The organism is Pseudoalteromonas shioyasakiensis (assembly GCF_001550135.1).
Taxonomy (GTDB): domain Bacteria; phylum Pseudomonadota; class Gammaproteobacteria; order Enterobacterales; family Alteromonadaceae; genus Pseudoalteromonas; species Pseudoalteromonas shioyasakiensis.
In genome coordinates, this window is the sequence record NZ_LRUE01000005.1 from 311,489 (window position 1) to 328,031 (window position 16,543).

Consider the following 16,543-nt stretch of genomic DNA (forward strand, 5'->3'; position numbering starts at 1 on the left):
CTCCAATTCTTTACAACTGCGGTAATTATGGGGATTGAATTAAAAGATTCAAGAGGCTGATGAGCCGATTAACTTAAATTCTTGGATGATTGCTTCTATTTGCGCTGATTTTGGACAAATTACGCAAAATCGGCTCTGGTATTCATGGTTATTGAAATAAGGAACGCTGATCACCATCAACTCATTACAGTCTGTAAATGGCAATTGTTCTGTGTTTAACACCGATAACCCATTTTTAAATGCGAGTTTGTCTTCAACAAAATTTAAAAACGATACACCAATGTTTAAACTGGTTTGGCAATCAACTTGGCGGTAAAGGTAGTTTTCACCTACCACAATACTGTTATCTGAACCGAGTTTTTGACTTAATTGCCGAGTCCATTGTGTTAAAGAGTCATGGCAATTATGTGGTGCAGTGGCTGCCATTGCCTGCATTCGATATAAGCCTTCCATTAAGGTTTGCTGGCTAAACACCGTATTAAGCCAAGTAGCAAACTGGTAACGAACGGCATCAGATGAATCTTCAGGTTTGGTAATGCAAATGTTATGGCTTTGCCCTGCTCTATCGATGAGTAGAATAAGCCAATTGCTACCATCAAAATCAAGCACCTCTACTCGAAAGACCAGCTGTGAACTGACTTGAGGTAAGCCCACACAACAACACACCTTATAACGCTGACTCAAACCATGGGCGAGCTCAACTAATTGTGCTTGCTCGGGCTGCCAATATGTTGCAATTTCAGGCAGAGCAAAAAACTCAGTAAGCCAATAATCAAACCCGGCATTGGTAGGTACGCGGCCAGCAGAAGTATGTGGCGAATAGAGTAAGCCTTCTTTTTCAAGCCGTGCCATTGCATTGCGCACAGTAGCTGAACATACCGCCATACCTTTTTGCTTGGCAATACGGGTAGAGGCAACAGGCTGACCTTCACCATTACAGTAAAGGCTCATTACAGCTGAAAAAATTTGTTGGTCACGCGGATTTAATTTCATAATTTATACATCTTGGTACTTGCCAGTGGATATTTGGGCGCAGCAAGTTTATTTCAAGTTATTTTCAAAGCATTAGTTTTTAATGTAATCTAGCGATATGAAAGTTTAAGTGCAAATAACATGGATTCACCGTTTAAAACCATAGGTTTAATTGGCAAACCTAATCACAGCGGGGCAGCTGCCACACTTGCTCGCCTGCACACATTTTTGCGAGCCTTGGGTTTTGAAGTGCTAGTAGAGCTGCGCACTGGCCGCCAACTTGAAGATCTTCCCCGAGAGAACCTTGTTAAATTGGTTGATTTAGGTGAACGTGCAGACTTAGCCATAGTCGTCGGCGGTGATGGCAATATGCTTGGTGCAGCTCGAGTTTTAGCGCGTTTTGATGTTGCCGTAATTGGTGTAAACCGTGGTAATTTAGGCTTTTTAACTGATTTAAACCCAGAAGGTTTTGAAGCCAGCCTTGAACAAGTATTAAGTGGCCAGTTCCTCGAAGAAAAACGCTTCTTGCTTGAAGTTGAAGTATATCGCCATGCCGAACTCAAAAGTGCAAACTTGGCAGTGAATGAAGCAGTACTTCATGCCGATAAAGTTGCTCATATGATTGAGTTTGAGGCCTTTATTAACAACGATTTTGTATTCTCGCAACGCTCGGACGGTTTAATTGTTTCAACACCTACAGGCTCAACTGCTTATTCATTATCTGGTGGTGGGCCGATTTTGACGCCAGAGCTTAATGCGATTTCACTTGTGCCTATGTTCCCGCACACATTATCAAGCCGCCCTCTTGTGGTTGATGCTGATAACGAAGTGCGTTTAAAGCTCAGTCTTGAAAATACTGATAGCCTGCAAGTCAGTTGTGACAGCCATGTGGTTTTAGCTGTATTACCTGGCGATGAAGTGGTGATAAAAAAAGCAGATAAGCGTCTGCGCTTGATCCACCCTAAAGAATACTCTTACTACAATGTATTAAGAAAAAAATTAAACTGGGGAAGCCGCTTATTTTAAGCGGCTTTTTTATCTCAATTGATTGCCAAGGCACATTGAATAGCGCAAAATAATCAAACTTAATGCTGTATTATTTTAAGGATTCTAAGGCGAAATGAGCTATATCGTTTTTCTTGCTCTGTTATTACTGATCACCTTGCTAGGTTGTTACTGGATGGTTGAGAGCAACCGTCGCAAGGCTATTGAAGCTGAAAAAAAACGTTTTAATCAACGAGTAAAAGAAATCAATAATGATTTTAAAGATAAGTTAATTGATTTCAGCGAGAGTAAAATCATTCGTCCGAAGAACATCTCGCGTTTGAGCATGATCACTAGCAATTACTTTGTTGTGCAAGCCCATAACGAAGAAAACCTCACATATCTTGAATACATTAGTGATTTACTGCTTAACACAATCATTATGGAAGCCAGTAAAGCACAAAGCCCAGAACAGATTGATCAGCTTGCAGACAGATTACAGTATTTCATGGCTGAATTACCTTATAATGGTATTGAATATAACAAAGCGTTTTACCAAGAGTCCCTTCCATCACTCATTGAAGTAATTAAATATCAGCCTCCAGCCGATTTACAAGACGATCAGCCGCCAGCCCAGAGCACACAAGCGTCAGATGATTCCGCACCAGAAAATCAATTGTCAGAATTAAGCAAAGCTTAAAAATTTAATTTGCAAAACCCGAAAACACTGTATAAATTAACAGTTAATTAGCTGGATGGATAAACAGTATGTTAATCGGGTTAGAAATTAAAAACTTTGCCATTGTAAGTAATTTAAGTACTGAGTGGCACAATGGTATGACAGCCATTACAGGTGAAACAGGTGCGGGTAAATCAATTGCAATTGATGCCCTCTCTTTATGTTTAGGTGAACGCGCTGATGCTGGTGCCGTTCGCCCTGGTACTGATCGTGCAGAAATATGCGCACAATTTGATATTAGCCAACTCCCTCTTGCCCAACACTTTTTAGAGCAACATTTACTTTCAAACAACGAAGGCGAATGTTTACTACGCCGTGTTATTTGCAAAAATGGCCGTAGCAAAAGCTATATTAATGGCAGCTCAGTTACCGCTGCACAGTTAAAAGAGTTAGGTCAGTACTTAATTTCTATTCACGGGCAACATGCCCATCAACATTTATTAAAAGCTGAACACCAGCTACATCTGCTTGATGCCTATGCCGGCCACAATCAGTTATTAGCTGATGTTAAAGAGCACTTTAAAACCTATCAAGCCTTACTCAAAGAATTTAATCAGCTTGAACAACAACAGCTGCAACAAGCAGCTCAAAAGCAATTACTTGAGTATCAAGTAGCCGAACTTGATGAATTTGCTCTGCAACCGGGTGAATTTGAAGAGATTGAAGCTGAGCATCATAAACTAAGCCATAGCCAGACTATTTTAGAGTCATGCCAACGTGAGCTACAACACTTATACGAAAGTGATGAGCAAAGTGCGTGTTCATTATTGCAACATAGTGCTCAACAATTTGCAGAACTAGCAAGCTACGATGAGAGCTTATCTAGCATAGCATCACTACTGAGTGAAGCTGCCGTTCAAGTTGAAGAAGCAAGCCGCGAGATACGCAGCTATGTTGATGTTACCGACTTAGACCCAGCACGCTTAGACGAAGTTGAAACTCGTTTAACAGGTGCTATGGATCTTGCCCGTAAACATCACATAAAGCCAGAAGAGCTTGTTGAGTTTCACCAGTCAATCTCTGAAGAATTAGCATCAATTAGTTATAACAGCGACCGCCTTGTGGCACTTGAAAGCGAAATCAGCGATGCCCTTGAGCAGTACAAACAAGCAGCTCAACTATTAAGTGAAAGCCGCCATAGTTATGCAGATACGCTTAATCAGTTAATTAGTGATAGCATGGCGAATTTATCGATGGAAAACGGCAAGTTTGCTATTGATATTCAACAAGCTAGCGATAAAGCACCAAGTGCAATGGGTTTTGATACTGTGTCGTTTTTAGTATCGACCAACCCAGGTCAACCAATGCAAGCACTGTCTAAAGTGGCCTCTGGTGGTGAATTATCTCGCATTAGTTTAGCTATTCAGGTCATTATTGCTCAGCGTGTTACAACGCCGACACTGATTTTCGATGAAGTTGATGTGGGTATTTCAGGCCCTACTGCTTCTGCAGTCGGCAAGCTATTACGCCAGCTAGGTAAATCGACCCAAGTTATTTGTGTAACTCACTTGCCACAAGTTGCAAGTTCTGGGCATCAGCAATTTTTTGTAGCCAAAGAAATTGCAAACGGCGAAACCTTTACGCAAATGAATAAACTTTCAAAAGATGGCCGTATCGATGAAATTGCCCGACTACTCGCTGGCGATAACATCAGTAAAATGGCAAGAGCCAATGCAAAAGAGCTCATAAACGCGCATGCCTAATTTGAATGCTTGGGTGTTTAGCTGCTAAAGATTTATTAGTTTAGAGTTTATGAATGAATATTAAAAATATGTTTATCACTGTGGTGCTTGGATTGGTTGCCTTAAGCTCTAACCATTCACAAGGTGCAACAGCTGCTCCGCCTTCTCAAAGCGCTCAGTTATTCGTTACGTTAATTGAATGTATATTATTTATACTCCCCACTACCGCATTTTTACTGATTGTTTGGAGTCGTTGGAAGCATTTACGCTTTAAGCAGTTACTACAAACTGTGTTAAATTCATCTTTAGTATTAATGTTAATTAGCATGCTAGCTGTTAATCAATTAACACGCGACTTTTCGTCATGGTTAATTGTATTAGCAATCGGCCATACATTACTTGTTGGTATAAGTTATTTATTGCTTAAACAACACACTAATAGAGTTAAAAGCTCTCTGACAGGCTGTTGGTAGCCGCTCCATAATTTGCACACATTTGCTGGTTAGTATAAGAACACATTAAGCTTATTCTAACCACAAATGAAATACTCTTTACTTATCGCTACGTGTTTACTGTCTTTTTCGTGTGTAGCAACCTCACTGCCCAGCTCTCTATTAAATCAAGTCAATGACCTTGAGAACCAAGGCAAGCTCAGTGAAGCACTCACTATTCTTGAGCAATACAAAGATAATAACACCGCTACATCGCCCCCCGAAATTGCTATGGCACAAGCGCCTCTTTTACGTAAACAAGGTCATTATAACGAGGCGATAGAACTGCTATCGCCATTACAAAAGCTTGCTAGTTTGAGTAAAAAAGACCAATACCACATTCAAAAAGAGCTAGGGATCAACTACCGTCGCCAAGTAAAAACAATAGAAGCAAAAAATCATTATATAGCAGCCTTAGCACTTGCAAATGAGCTTGAAGACAAAAACCTACAAGCACAAAGCCATAGCAATTTAGGTTCACTATACGACACGCTTAATGATCTTGAACAATCAATGCATCATCAAGTAAAAGCACAAGCGTTATTAGAAAATAGCGATAATTATGAACTAGTTGCCACTAACTTTTATAACTTAGCAAACCTTGCTCACAGGCTTGATGATCGCTCGCAATCTGAGTACTTCTATAAAAAAGCACTCGAGTTTGATATTAAAACCAACAACCAAATGAATATTGCAGATACCAGCTTACAACTTGCCAAGCTGGTGTATAAACGAGGCGATTTAGAGCAGGCTCTTCCCTTATTAAATAATGCCTATACCCGTTTAGCCGATATCAATGCCTATGAAAATATGGCGACGGCGAAGCATACGCTGATGCAATTGTATTTGAAAATTGGCAACCAGCATATGGCATTGAGTAGTGCAGAGTCTGGGCTCAACGCAGCGCTTAAATCTGGCTCTGCTTTAAGTAAAATTTACTCTTACTTTAACTTAATTGAATTACATTTAGCACTTAAAAACCCTGAGCTAATTGGTCTCTATTTAAGTCGAACAAAAGAGTTATTAACTGATATCAATAACCGCTTATTGAATCAAAAACAGCACGGCTATACCGCAATTTATGCTGAACTTATCGGTGATTACAAGCTTGCAGCTGAGCAGCTAAAGCTTGAAAATAAACTGGCCGAGTCTTTATTTGAAGAACATTTAAATAAAGCCGTCGAAAAAAATAAAAAGCAATTAACAGCAATCGAGCAACAGCAACGTATTGATGATGAAATTCAAAAAAACAAACTCGCAACTGCACAAATGAATAACCAGCGACTAGAAAAACAAATTTGGTTGTTATCTGCTGGTATTGTTTTGTTGTTTAGTACCCTTGCGCTAGTACTCTATTATTTCAAGCATCGAAAAGCGTTATTTAAAGCCAAGCTTTATCAATATAACTTAATTGAAAAAGACAAAATGCTTGCTGATATCTCTCATGAATTACGCACCCCACTGAGTGTATTAAAACTGCATATAGAAGCGCTTGAGCTCGATATTCAAGAGAACCGCGATCTCGCCTACAGCAAAATTAATGGCAAGATAGCGCAACTTAATAACTTAATTTCAGATGTGTACCAGTTATCTCAAGCTGAAAACAAAACCCTGACATTGAATCTTCACCAATATAATGCCGCGCAAATTTTTGCTGAATACGAGCAAGACATGCGCCGTTATGTTTGCAGTCATCAGCTCACATTTTTTGCTGATATTGTTATTGCTGATGATGTTGAGATCACGGTAGATAAACAAAAGCTCGACCAAATCCTCAACAATATTTTTACTAATGCGTGTCTATACACAGACACCCCAGGCCATGTTCGCCTTAAAGTTCGGGCCAACAAGCAAGAGCTGTTTATTCAAGTCGATGATACTTCTCCCGGTGTCGGTAAAGCTCATATAGGCAAACTTTTTGACCGATTATATCGTGTTGAAGAGTCTCGTAGCCGTGCATCGGGGGGGTCTGGTTTAGGGTTATCAATTTGTCAGAGTTTTGTTGAGTTGATGTCAGGTAATATTAACGCGTTACCAGGTAAGTCAGGTGGCTTATGTATCAGAATATTACTGCCTTTAGGCAATAAATAAGCCTCTCCATTTTTCCACCACATTTTATTGCTTAAATAGCACTATAAACTACTGTGGAATGGAACCATGTCAGAGTCATTAAAGCACGCTCAATGGGCAAAATCTGTTGAGCGTAAACACCGCCAAAGCAAAGTTAAAAAAACCAAAAAGTCGCCACTGCCAATTTACGCGGCCCTTGCCAGCATAATGTTAAGTGCAGGACTCTATTATGCAAGCTACGAAAAGCCAATAGAGTACCCTCCACTATCTGAAGCTGCTAAACAACGTATTTCTCAGTTCTTTGCAAAGCAATTCTTAATGGGCCAGTGGCGCTTAAATCAAATAAAGTACTCTACTAATGCGATTCAGGTTTATGTACAAACGCCTACTGCGATAGCCCTTGAAGGTGAGGCGTTAAGTCAATATTTACATTATGCGTTGTGCCCTAGTCCTAGCAAACGCATTTGGCAAGATATTCAAGCAAGAGAATTATCAGTGTATGTGTTCAGCCATTCTATTCGAAAAGGTGAACGTACAGTGTGTAATTGATATGAAAGCGATGAACGCCAAATCAATCGATTTGACGTTCATCATAGCGATAGCCTGCACCGTAAACGGAAGCGACTATCTTAGGAGAGAACTGTAAATTCTTTAGTTTTTTGCGAATATTTTTGATATGACTGTCAATTACGCGGTCGGTAATATCAAAGTTATTGGGTTGAATATGATCAAGTATCTGCTGTCTTGAAAAAACGCGCTTAGGAGCTTTGTACAAAAGCTTAAATACGTCAAATTCCACTTTAGTTAAACCCAAAGACACGCCTTTAATCTCAACTTCAAGCGCATCTTCGTTTAAACAAATAGTAGCTGGCGTTTCAACAATTTCATTGCGACTAGATACTGGCGCGCAGCGCCTTAAAATAGCTTTAACACGCATCACCAGCTCTGCACCGCTAAAAGGTTTACAGACATAGTCATCAGCGCCATGTTCTAGCCCTTTCAACCTATCAGCCTCTTCGACTTTAGCGGTTACCATAATAATAGGCACCATAGAAAAAGCGCGGATCTGCTTCATGCATTCCACGCCATCTAAATTGGGCAACATTACATCTAGAATTATTGCATCCGGATTATTTTCTTTAACCCACGACACCACAGCACTGCCATCAGTGATGTGGTGAGTAGTAAAGCCAGATGCATTGAAGAACAACAGCACTTGTTCTGCAATATCTAAGTCGTCTTCAACGACTAATATCTGCGGCATTTTTATTTCCGTTTTATATTTTTTTTATTGTTTTTAGTTGTTGCTTCACCATCGCTTTAAGGGCGTCTGATAAGGTCTCATCTAGTAAAACCATAGTCAGAATATCGTGCAGGTCTTCACTATTCATGACCTCATTGAGTAAATCATTTTCAGATTTTGAACTTGGCTGAAAAAAGCTTAACTGCTCGTTATTTGTGTGTTCGCAAAACATTTTCTTTTTATCCATGTTGTTAGCATCAAATATTCAGATGGGCTTCTGCCTCTGATAAACATTAAAACGCAACAATATGGAGCAAATATGGAGTTAGTACGAAATAATGAATTTTTTCTATTTAACTGTAAAATTCATTCGTAGATTGTAGGTAATAAGCGTTATTTTTTCATTATTTTTCTGAATCTTGATTTGATTCTCAAAACAGCTAAAAAATAGGCAATAAAAAAGCAAGCTCGGTAGCTTGCTTTTAAAAATGTTGAATGGCGCTTTAGAATTAAACGTCTAAGTAATCCATAATCCCTTCAGCGGCATTTCGGCCTTCGAAAATAGCTGTAACAACTAAATCTGAACCGCGAACTATATCACCACCCGCAAAGATTTTAGGGTTCGTTGTTTGGTGAGTAAATTCTCCTTGCTCAGGAGCATTAATGCCACCCCAATGATTGATTTCAACGCCATACGGCTCCAACCAATCCATTTTATGAGGTTTAAAACCAAATGCCATTAGCACTTTAGTTGCTTCAATAACATGTTCAGAACCGGCCACTTCTTCGGCACGACGACGGCCATTCTCATCTGGTTCACCCAACTGAGTTTTAACCATTTTTACGCCTGCAACTTTGCCTTGTTCGTCAACCACAATACCTTTAGGTTGAACGTTAAAGGTAAATTCAACACCCTCTTCACGGGCATTTTTAACTTCACGTTTTGAGCCTGGCATGTTTTCTTCGTCACGACGATAAGCACAGGTTACTTTTGCAGCACCTTGTCGAATAGAGGTTCTCACACAGTCCATTGCTGTATCACCACCACCTAATACAACGACTTTTTCGTTCGCCATATCGATATAAGCTTGCTTATCTTCTGCATAGCCCATAACACGGTTTGTGTTACCAATTAAGAACGGCAGTGCATCAAACACACCATCAGCATCTTCGTTTTCAAGGCCTGCACGCATACTTTGATAAGTACCAACACCTAAGAATACGGCATCATATTCTGCTAAGATTTCATCAAGCGTAATATCAACGCCAACTTCAGTGTTTAGCTGAAACTCGACACCCATTTCAGTGAAAATTTCACGACGCTTTTGCATTACTTCTTTTTCAAGTTTGAATGAAGGAATACCAAACGTAAGAAGGCCACCGATTTCTGGGTGACGGTCAAACACCACAGGCTTAACACCGTTACGTACTAAGATATCCGCACAACCTAAGCCAGCTGGGCCTGCACCAATGATAGCCACTTTTTTGTCAGACCAAACCACATACGACATATCTGGTTTCCAGCCCATTTTAAATGCCGTATCAGTGATGTACTTTTCGATATTACCGATAGTGACAGCACCAAACTCTTCTTCAAGTGTGCAAGAGCCTTCACATAAGCGATCTTGTGGACAAACTCGTCCACACACCTCTGGTAAGCTATTTGTACGGTGAGACAGCTCTGCCGCTTCTAAAATACGGCCAGTACGAATGAGCTTTAACCATTGTGGAATATAGTTATGTACTGGGCATTTCCATTCACAGTACGGATTACCACAATCTAAACAGCGATCCGCCTGTGAGTTAACTTGTGTCTCAGAAAATGGCTCGTAGATTTCTACGAAAGATTGTTTACGTGCTGAAATTGGCTTTTTACGCGGATCAACACGTTGTACATCGATAAACTGGTATACATTTTCGCTCATACTACCCCCTTACTGAGCCTGAACACGAAGCTCTGCGCTGCTGCGCGCTCGGTGTCCGAGTAAACTTTTTACATCACTAGATTTTGGCTTAACTAATTTAAACATAGGCATGTATAAATCGAAGTTAGCTAAAATCTGCTCAGCGCGGTTTGAGCCTGTAAGCTCTAAATGCTCAGCAATGAGTCCACGTAAATGTTCTTGGTGTGACGCCAACCCTTCAAGGGTAACAATTTCAACAAGCTCAGGGTTAATGCGTTTTTCAAAGTCATTGCCTTCATCAAGAATATAAGCAAACCCCCCTGTCATACCTGCACCAAAGTTGATACCCACTTTGCCAAGTACGCAAACCACACCACCTGTCATGTATTCACAGCCGTTGTCACCAACACCTTCTACAACCGCTTGCACGCCTGAGTTACGCACTGCAAAACGCTCACCAGCGCAGCCTGCAGCAAATAATTTACCGCCCGTTGCACCATATAAACAGGTATTACCGGCAATGGTTGCTTTGTGGCTTTCGAATGATGAACCCAGCGGTGGGCGAATTACTAGCTTACCGCCAGCCATGCCTTTACCAACATAGTCATTAGCATCACCAACGAGGGTCATTTCAAGGCCACCAGCATTCCATACACCGAATGATTGACCCGCTGTACCATGAAGCTCAATAGAGACAGGATCAGCAGCCATACCTTGGTTACCATGTTTAGAGGCGATATAGCCTGACAACATAGCGCCCACTGAGCGGTCTGTATTACAAATACGGTTAACCAGCGAGATACCCGATTTTTCATCGATTGCTTGCTTGGCTTTTTCAAGCAAGGTTTCATTTAGCTGACCTAAGTAGTGTGAGCTATTTGGCGCACTACAATATAAGGTTTCACCCGTAGGGTTGTTAGGCACAGCAATCACAGACGACAGATCGACTTTCTTTTGTTTTTCTGTGTTGCCTTCAATTGCTTCAAGTAAGTCCAAACGACCAATTAAATCAGTTAAACGAGTAACACCTAAGCTTGCCATAATTTGGCGTGCTTCTTCGGCTATAAACTTGAAGTAGTTCATCGCCATTTCTGGCAGGCCATGATAATGCTTTTGGCGCAGCGTATCGTCTTGCGTTGCAACACCGGTCGCACAGTTATTTAAGTGACAAATACGCAAGTATTTACAACCTAGTGCTACCATAGGGCCAGTACCAAAGCCAAAGCTTTCAGCACCTAAAATAGCCGCCTTAATGATGTCTAAACCCGTTTTAAGACCACCATCAGTTTGCAAGCGAATACGGTGACGTAAACCATTTTCTACCAGCGCTTGCTGGGTTTCAGCAAGACCAAGCTCCCAAGGGCTACCTGCATACTTAACAGAAGTAAGCGGGCTTGCACCTGTGCCACCGTCATAACCAGCAATGGTAATTAAATCGGCATAGGCTTTAGCTACGCCAGTTGCGATAGTACCTACACCCGGCTCAGAAACGAGTTTCACCGAGATCAGTGCATCTGGGTTTACTTGTTTTAAATCGAAAATAAGCTGGGCTAAATCTTCAATTGAGTAAATATCGTGATGCGGCGGAGGCGAAATCAAGGTCACACCCGGTACCGAGTAACGTAATTTTGCAATATACGGCGTTACTTTTTCACCCGGTAATTGACCACCCTCACCTGGTTTTGCACCTTGCGCCACTTTAATTTGAATGACATCAGCGCTACGTAAGTAATGTGGCGTTACACCAAAACGGCCCGAAGCAACTTGCTTAATACGTGAGTTTTTCTCTGTACCGTAGCGAAGCTTGTCTTCACCACCTTCACCAGAGTTTGAACAACCACCTAAGCGGTTCATTGCAATCGCGAGTGCTTCATGCGCTTCTGGCGATAATGCACCAATACTCATTGCTGCTGAGTCAAAACGTTTGTACAGCTCAGTTGCTGGCTCTACGTCATCAACACTCACACCTGTATCAGGAATTTTCACCGCCAGCATGTCACGTAAATTGGTTATCGGGCGGTTATTTACTAAATCAGCATAAGCCAAATAGTCTTTATAATCTCCAGAGCGCACTGCTTTTTGTAGTGTTTGAATAACATCTGGGTTATAAGCATGGTACTCACCACCGTGAACATATTTTAGTAAGCCACCATGGCTTAATAACTTACGTTTACTAAATGCCAACTTATGAAGTTTACGTTGATCATCATCAAAATCAGTGAAACACGCCCCTTTAATACGACTAGCTACACCGTTAAAACAAGTTTCTACAACCGCATCTGATAAACCAACTGCCTCAAATAACATTGAGCAGCGGTACGAAGCGACAGTACTGATACCCATTTTCGACATAATTTTATACAGACCCTTATTAATCGCATTACGATAAGCAAGCGTTACTTCGCAATAGCTTTTGTTCAGGGTCTTTTTGTCGCTCATTGCAACTAATGATTCATAAGCAAGGTACGGATAAATTGCCGTTGCACCAAAACCAAGTAATACCGCAAATTGATGCGCATCACGGACACTGCCTGATTCGATGATGATATTAGATTCACAACGTAAATTATTATCGACTAAACGCTTTTGAATTGAACCAACCGCCATCGCAGCCGGGATCGGCAAATGCGTTTCGCTAAAGTTACGATCACTTAAAATAAGCATGACACAGCCTGACGCTGCTTTTTCTTGTGCTTCATCACAAATACGTGTAATTGCGTTTTCTAAGCCTTCTTCTAGTGTGTAAGTGATATCAATTTTACAGTAGCTGTAATGCTCATCGTCAGCATTGATCAACTGTTGCATATCAGCATACATCAAAATCGGCGTATCAAACTGTAAACGCTTAGCATGGCCGGTTGTTTCGTTAAATACGTTTTGCTCACTACCAATACAGGTTGCCAGTGACATAACGTGATTTTCACGAAGCGGATCAATTGGTGGGTTCGTTACTTGCGCAAATTTCTGTCGGAAGTAATCGAACAGTGAACGATGACCCTCTGACAGTACCGCAAATGGCGTGTCATCACCCATTGAACCTGTTGCTTCTTGACCATTTTCACCCATAACACGAATCACGCTATCAAGCTCTTCGTTGGTGTAGCCAAACATTTTTTGATACTTAAGCAGTGTTTCGTCATCAAAAGAACGGTTACCCGCATCTTTTTCAGATAACTGTTCAAATGGCGTTAAACGCTTAACGTTTGCTTCAAGCCATGCTTTATATGGATGGCGTGACTTAAGATCTTGGTCAATCTCATCTGAATGCCAAATTTTACCTTGATGAGTATCAATAACTAATAACTCACCAGGGCCAACACGGCCTTTCTCAACCACTTCGTCTGGCGCGTAGTCCCAAATACCTACTTCTGAGGCAAGGGTAATAAAACCATCTTGAGTGATTACATAGCGCGCAGGGCGTAAACCGTTACGGTCAAGGTTACAAGCTGCAAAACGACCGTCAGACATTACAATACCAGCAGGGCCATCCCATGGTTCCATATGCATTGAGTTAAAGTCGTAGAATGCACGAAGGTCATCATCCATAGCACGGTTTTTTTGCCATGCTGGCGGCACAAGCATACGCATTGCACGGAATAAATCCATGCCACCGGCTAAGAACAATTCAAGCATATTATCTAAGCTAGAAGAGTCTGAGCCGCTTTCATTAACGAATGGTGCTGCTGATTGCAAATCAGGAATAAGTGGTGAGGCAAACTTATACGCACGGGCACGGGCCCATTGGCGGTTACCTTGAATCGTATTAATTTCACCATTATGCGCTAAATAGCGGAATGGTTGCGCCAGTGGCCAACGAGGTTGTGTATTAGTAGAGAAACGTTGGTGGAATACACAAATCGCACTGGTCATGCGAATGTCAGCTAGGTCTAAATAAAAGTTAGGTAAGTCTACAGGCATCATTAAGCCTTTATAGACAGTAACTAAACCAGATAAGCTGGCAATATAAAAATGTTCATCGTTTTCGAGGCGTTTTTCAGCACGACGACGCGCTACATATAAACGACGTTCTAAATCTTTTGGACGCCAGCCTTCTGGTGCGCTTACAAAAATTTGTTCAAAGCCTGGTAGTTGTTTTTTTGCAATTGGCCCTAAACATGACGCATCAGTCGGTACTACGCGCCAGCCTTGAATGCTCAAGGTTTCTTTTTCGAGTTCTTCACTCAACACATCTTTAGCTGTTTGCGCAAGTACAGGATCAGCATTTAGAAATACCATGCCAACGGCGTAGTTCTTTCCTAGATGCCAATCATGTTCGCTGGCAATAGCGCGAAAGAAACTATCAGGTTTTTGCATTAATAAACCACAGCCATCACCTGTTTTACCATCAGCAGAAATACCCCCACGGTGTTCCATGCGATCTAAGCCAGTGATTGCTGTTCGAATCAAGCGGTGACTCGCCTGACCATTGACCTGGGCTATTAAGCCAAAGCCACAATTATCTTTTTCTAATTTTGAGTCGTATAACATAGACCCCTCCCCTTGCTACAACGACTAGCGGTTCAGTCTTTTGTGACAGTGCTAGCAGACGAACAAAACTATCGCCAAATACCTCATGAGTCAATAGAGTTTTGAATACATATTCATATTCATGAATATTTCTCACTTAAGGCACTTTTTAAATTCTATGCTATTTTTTTACATTTAGTCGCATTTTACCCGTTATTTTTTTATGACACTGGTGTCAAATTTAACAACTTGTAAAAAAACAATCTAAAAACCCGCCTCTTTACGTTAACGTAAACTGCACTTTATTTTGAATAATTATTCATATTATGAATATCAATGCAGTATTTTACGGGGTCTCGGCTAACCTAACTGCATCATTATTTACTCTTGGCTTTAGCATAGTTACAAACTATGTATCTGAGCAGACTACCTTAGTCGCAATGACTGAGTTTCTTTACCTATGCGTCAACAAACAGCAATTTAAAAGTGTCCGCTGCGGACACTTTTTCTGTCCGCGGACAGGCAGTAACTCATCAAATAAAATAAAATACATTAAAAATCAATACATTAAGTTTTGGCACGCTACTGGTATAAATAAAACATCAGCGAAATTGAGGATTTCAAAATGTTCACTATCAGTTTGTTTATGGCTTCTCCACTTACCATGCTTGCCGTTGGCTTCATGATTGTGTGTTTTGAGAATCGTAAGGAGTTATGATGATTAAGGATACCAGCGCCCAAGATATTACCGTGGCTAAGAAAAGCACCATTAAAAAACCACTTATGTTAGCAGCGGGGGTAATACTTGTTGGTGCGCTTGGCTTTCAAGCTTTGTTTGCCAGTAACGATGGCAGCATTTCGGTTGATGCAGCAAGCCTACAAATTAGTGAAGTGAGCCAAAAGACGCTCACCAGAGATGTGGCAGCGAGCGGTAAAATCGTTGCAGCCAATGCGCCAAAGGTTTACAGCCCTGAACGTGGCTTTGTCGATTTAAAAGTAAAAGCCGGTGATAGCGTTGAAGTAAATGAAGTTATTGCAACCGTTACCAGCCCTGAGCTAACCAACGAATTAAAACAGCAACAATCAGTATTAGCGCGATTAGAAGGCGAATTACAACGCAAGCAACTTGAAGCGCGCAGGCAAAAGCTGAGCCTTACCAAAGCACTCGATTTAGCTCAGGTAGAACTAAATGCCGCAGATAGAGAAAACCGCCGCGCTAAAATCTCTATCGAGAAACATTTGATCAGCCAAATAGATTTAGAAAAAGCCGTTGATGATTTAGCTCGTGCCAAGCTTTCTTATAAGCATGCTGAGCAAGAAGTCAGCTTAGCTAAAGATACCCTCGCATTTGAGCTAAAAGCAGCAGAGCGCGATCTGGCGCGTCAGCAATTGATTGTTGATGACTTACTAAGGCAAGTAAATGAACTCACCATTACAGCCAGCGTAAGCGGCATTGTGGGTAACTTATTAGTGCAACAAAAAGAGGCGGTAACACAAAGCCAACCGTTAATGACATTGGTCGATTTAAGTAACTTTGAAGCAGAACTGCAAGTACCAGAAAGCTACGCCAACGAGCTAGGTCTTGGTATGCAAGTAGAACTTACTTTAGGCGCACGTCATGTAACAGGCACCCTATCGGCTATTTCGCCTGAAGTGAATAATCGCGAGGTCACTACCCGCGTACGCTTTGACAATGAGATTTCTGGCATTCGCCAAAACCAACGCTTAACCGCACGTATTTTATTAGAGAATCGCGACAATGTATTGCAGGTAAAACGCGGCGCATTCTTACAACAAGGTGGCACCCATGCTTATAAAGTTGACGGTGACATGGCTTATTTAATCGATATAAAAACCGGTGCAAGCAGTATCAATGCTGTCGAGATTATCGAAGGCGTAGAGCCTGGCGATAAGTTAATTATCTCGAATTACGATCGCTTTAAAAAAGCACCCACACTGGTTTTACGCTAACAAATAAAAGGAATAATCAA

12 protein-coding genes are annotated in these 16,543 nt (G+C 41.2%); 7 read left to right on the top strand and 5 right to left on the bottom strand.

The features are described from left to right. Positions 1–48 precede the first annotated feature (48 nt). On the bottom strand, positions 49–993 hold the full coding sequence (locus PASHI_RS03195) for an HrcA family transcriptional regulator (RefSeq protein WP_062564559.1): 945 nt from the start codon (positions 991–993) through the stop codon (positions 49–51). Between the two features lie 120 nt (positions 994–1,113). On the opposite strand from PASHI_RS03195, the gene nadK reads away from it, so the two are divergent. From nadK to PASHI_RS03225, 6 genes are all read left to right on the top strand, one after another. Further along, complete coding sequence (gene nadK, locus PASHI_RS03200) at positions 1,114–1,998, top strand: NAD(+) kinase (protein ID WP_062564560.1); 885 nt, start codon at positions 1,114–1,116, stop codon at positions 1,996–1,998. Positions 1,999–2,092: 94 nt separating this feature from the next. Beyond that, positions 2,093–2,656, top strand: coding sequence for a hypothetical protein (locus PASHI_RS03205; RefSeq protein ID WP_063527477.1), 564 nt, complete (start codon positions 2,093–2,095; stop codon positions 2,654–2,656). Between the two features lie 68 nt (positions 2,657–2,724). After that, entirely contained in the window at positions 2,725–4,398 is a 1,674-nt protein-coding gene (recN, locus tag PASHI_RS03210) for a DNA repair protein RecN (RefSeq protein WP_062564561.1), read from the top strand. Between the two features lie 53 nt (positions 4,399–4,451). Beyond that, positions 4,452–4,850 carry a hypothetical protein gene (locus PASHI_RS03215; RefSeq protein ID WP_062564562.1) on the top strand — a complete coding sequence of 133 codons (399 nt, stop codon included), beginning with the start codon at positions 4,452–4,454 and terminating at the stop codon, positions 4,848–4,850. Between the two features lie 66 nt (positions 4,851–4,916). Then, a complete protein-coding gene (locus PASHI_RS03220; RefSeq protein ID WP_062564563.1) occupies positions 4,917–6,959 on the top strand; it encodes an ATP-binding protein in 2,043 nt (680 codons plus the stop codon). Positions 6,960–7,025: 66 nt separating this feature from the next. Then, the gene (locus PASHI_RS03225; RefSeq protein WP_062564564.1) at positions 7,026–7,487 is read left to right on the top strand and encodes a hypothetical protein; all 462 of its coding nucleotides are present in this window, start codon (positions 7,026–7,028) and stop codon (positions 7,485–7,487) included. 22 nt (positions 7,488–7,509) lie between these two features. Here PASHI_RS03225 and PASHI_RS03230 read toward each other — a convergent pair whose 3' ends face one another. From PASHI_RS03230 to gltB, 4 genes are all read right to left on the bottom strand, one after another. Continuing rightward, on the bottom strand, positions 7,510–8,202 hold the full coding sequence (locus PASHI_RS03230) for a response regulator (RefSeq protein ID WP_062564565.1): 693 nt from the start codon (positions 8,200–8,202) through the stop codon (positions 7,510–7,512). 13 nt (positions 8,203–8,215) lie between these two features. After that, positions 8,216–8,428 (bottom strand): hypothetical protein, encoded by a 213-nt coding sequence (locus PASHI_RS03235; protein ID WP_235575464.1) that lies wholly within the window; start codon positions 8,426–8,428, stop codon positions 8,216–8,218. Between the two features lie 262 nt (positions 8,429–8,690). Beyond that, positions 8,691–10,106, bottom strand: a complete 1,416-nt coding sequence (locus tag PASHI_RS03240; RefSeq protein ID WP_062564566.1) for an FAD-dependent oxidoreductase — start codon at positions 10,104–10,106, stop codon at positions 8,691–8,693. 9 nt (positions 10,107–10,115) lie between these two features. Then, a complete protein-coding gene (gltB, locus tag PASHI_RS03245; RefSeq protein ID WP_062564567.1) occupies positions 10,116–14,573 on the bottom strand; it encodes a glutamate synthase large subunit in 4,458 nt (1,485 codons plus the stop codon). Positions 14,574–15,269: 696 nt separating this feature from the next. On the opposite strand from gltB, the gene PASHI_RS03250 reads away from it, so the two are divergent. After that, complete coding sequence (locus PASHI_RS03250; protein WP_062564568.1) at positions 15,270–16,523, top strand: efflux RND transporter periplasmic adaptor subunit; 1,254 nt, start codon at positions 15,270–15,272, stop codon at positions 16,521–16,523. Positions 16,524–16,543 lie beyond the last annotated feature (20 nt).

Excerpts from the sequence above, each read along its gene's own strand:
- nadK (WP_062564560.1), top strand. The coding sequence starts at position 1,114 with ATGGATTCACCGTTTAAAACCATAGGTTTAATTGGCAAACCTAATCAC.
- PASHI_RS03235 (WP_235575464.1), bottom strand. The coding sequence starts at position 8,428 with ATGGATAAAAAGAAAATGTTTTGCGAACACACAAATAACGAGCAGTTA.
- PASHI_RS03205 (WP_063527477.1), top strand. The coding sequence starts at position 2,093 with ATGAGCTATATCGTTTTTCTTGCTCTGTTATTACTGATCACCTTGCTA.
- gltB (WP_062564567.1), bottom strand. The coding sequence starts at position 14,573 with ATGTTATACGACTCAAAATTAGAAAAAGATAATTGTGGCTTTGGCTTA.
- PASHI_RS03240 (WP_062564566.1), bottom strand. The coding sequence starts at position 10,106 with ATGAGCGAAAATGTATACCAGTTTATCGATGTACAACGTGTTGATCCG.
- PASHI_RS03215 (WP_062564562.1), top strand. The coding sequence starts at position 4,452 with ATGAATATTAAAAATATGTTTATCACTGTGGTGCTTGGATTGGTTGCC.
- PASHI_RS03250 (WP_062564568.1), top strand. The coding sequence starts at position 15,270 with ATGATTAAGGATACCAGCGCCCAAGATATTACCGTGGCTAAGAAAAGC.
- PASHI_RS03220 (WP_062564563.1), top strand. The coding sequence starts at position 4,917 with ATGAAATACTCTTTACTTATCGCTACGTGTTTACTGTCTTTTTCGTGT.
- PASHI_RS03225 (WP_062564564.1), top strand. The coding sequence starts at position 7,026 with ATGTCAGAGTCATTAAAGCACGCTCAATGGGCAAAATCTGTTGAGCGT.
- PASHI_RS03195 (WP_062564559.1), bottom strand. The coding sequence starts at position 993 with ATGAAATTAAATCCGCGTGACCAACAAATTTTTTCAGCTGTAATGAGC.
- PASHI_RS03230 (WP_062564565.1), bottom strand. The coding sequence starts at position 8,202 with ATGCCGCAGATATTAGTCGTTGAAGACGACTTAGATATTGCAGAACAA.
- recN (WP_062564561.1), top strand. The coding sequence starts at position 2,725 with ATGTTAATCGGGTTAGAAATTAAAAACTTTGCCATTGTAAGTAATTTA.